The sequence below is a fragment of the Mycobacterium sp. IS-1264 genome, from assembly GCF_001954195.1.
Taxonomy (GTDB): domain Bacteria; phylum Actinomycetota; class Actinomycetes; order Mycobacteriales; family Mycobacteriaceae; genus Mycobacterium.
On record NZ_MBES01000039.1, the window covers coordinates 1 to 649 of the forward strand.

Annotated in this window: 1 protein-coding gene; it reads left to right on the forward strand. The window is 68.7% G+C overall.

Going from position 1 to position 649, the window contains the following annotated elements:
• Nucleotides 1–2: 2 nt before the first annotated feature.
• A partial coding sequence (locus tag A5744_RS07310; protein ID WP_076059701.1) for a MinD/ParA family protein occupies nt 3–649 on the forward strand: 647 nt, incomplete at its 3' end.

Sequence of the window (649 nt, forward strand, 5' to 3'; positions counted from 1 at the left end):
CGATCCCGCCGCGGACCCCCGCAACAGAACTGCCCGACCGCGGTTGGCGACGCGTCCTGAGGCTGATCACCTTTGACCTCGTCAAGCTGGGTCCGTCGGCCACGCAGCGGCAGGAGGCTCAGTTCGAGGCAACCATCCGGGCCGGCCTGCACGGCAATTACAAGGTGGGCGTGCTGGGCAAGGGGGGTGTCGGAAAGACGTCGGTCGCTGCGAGCGTCGGATCGCTGTTCGCCGAGCTCCGTCCCCAGGACCACATCGTCGCCATCGACGCCGACACCGCCTTCGGCCGGTTGAGCAGCCGGGTCGATCCACATTCGACGGCCTCGTTCTGGGAGCTGACGTCGAACAAGAACCTGCGGTCCTTCACCGACGTCATCGAGCGGGTCGGGCGCAATTCCGCCGGGCTGCACGTGCTCGGCGGGGAGCCGGCCTCGGGCCCACGCCGGGTTCTCGATCCCGCGATCTACCGCGAAGCCGCGTCGCGGCTGGACCGCCACTTCACCATCTCGGTCATCGATTGCGGCTCGACCATGGACTCTCCCGTCACTCAGGAGGTGCTGCGCGATCTGGACGCCCTGATCGTGGTCTCCTCGCCGTGGGCGGACGGAGCCTCCGCCGCCGCGCGGACGCTGGAGTGGCTGTCGGATCA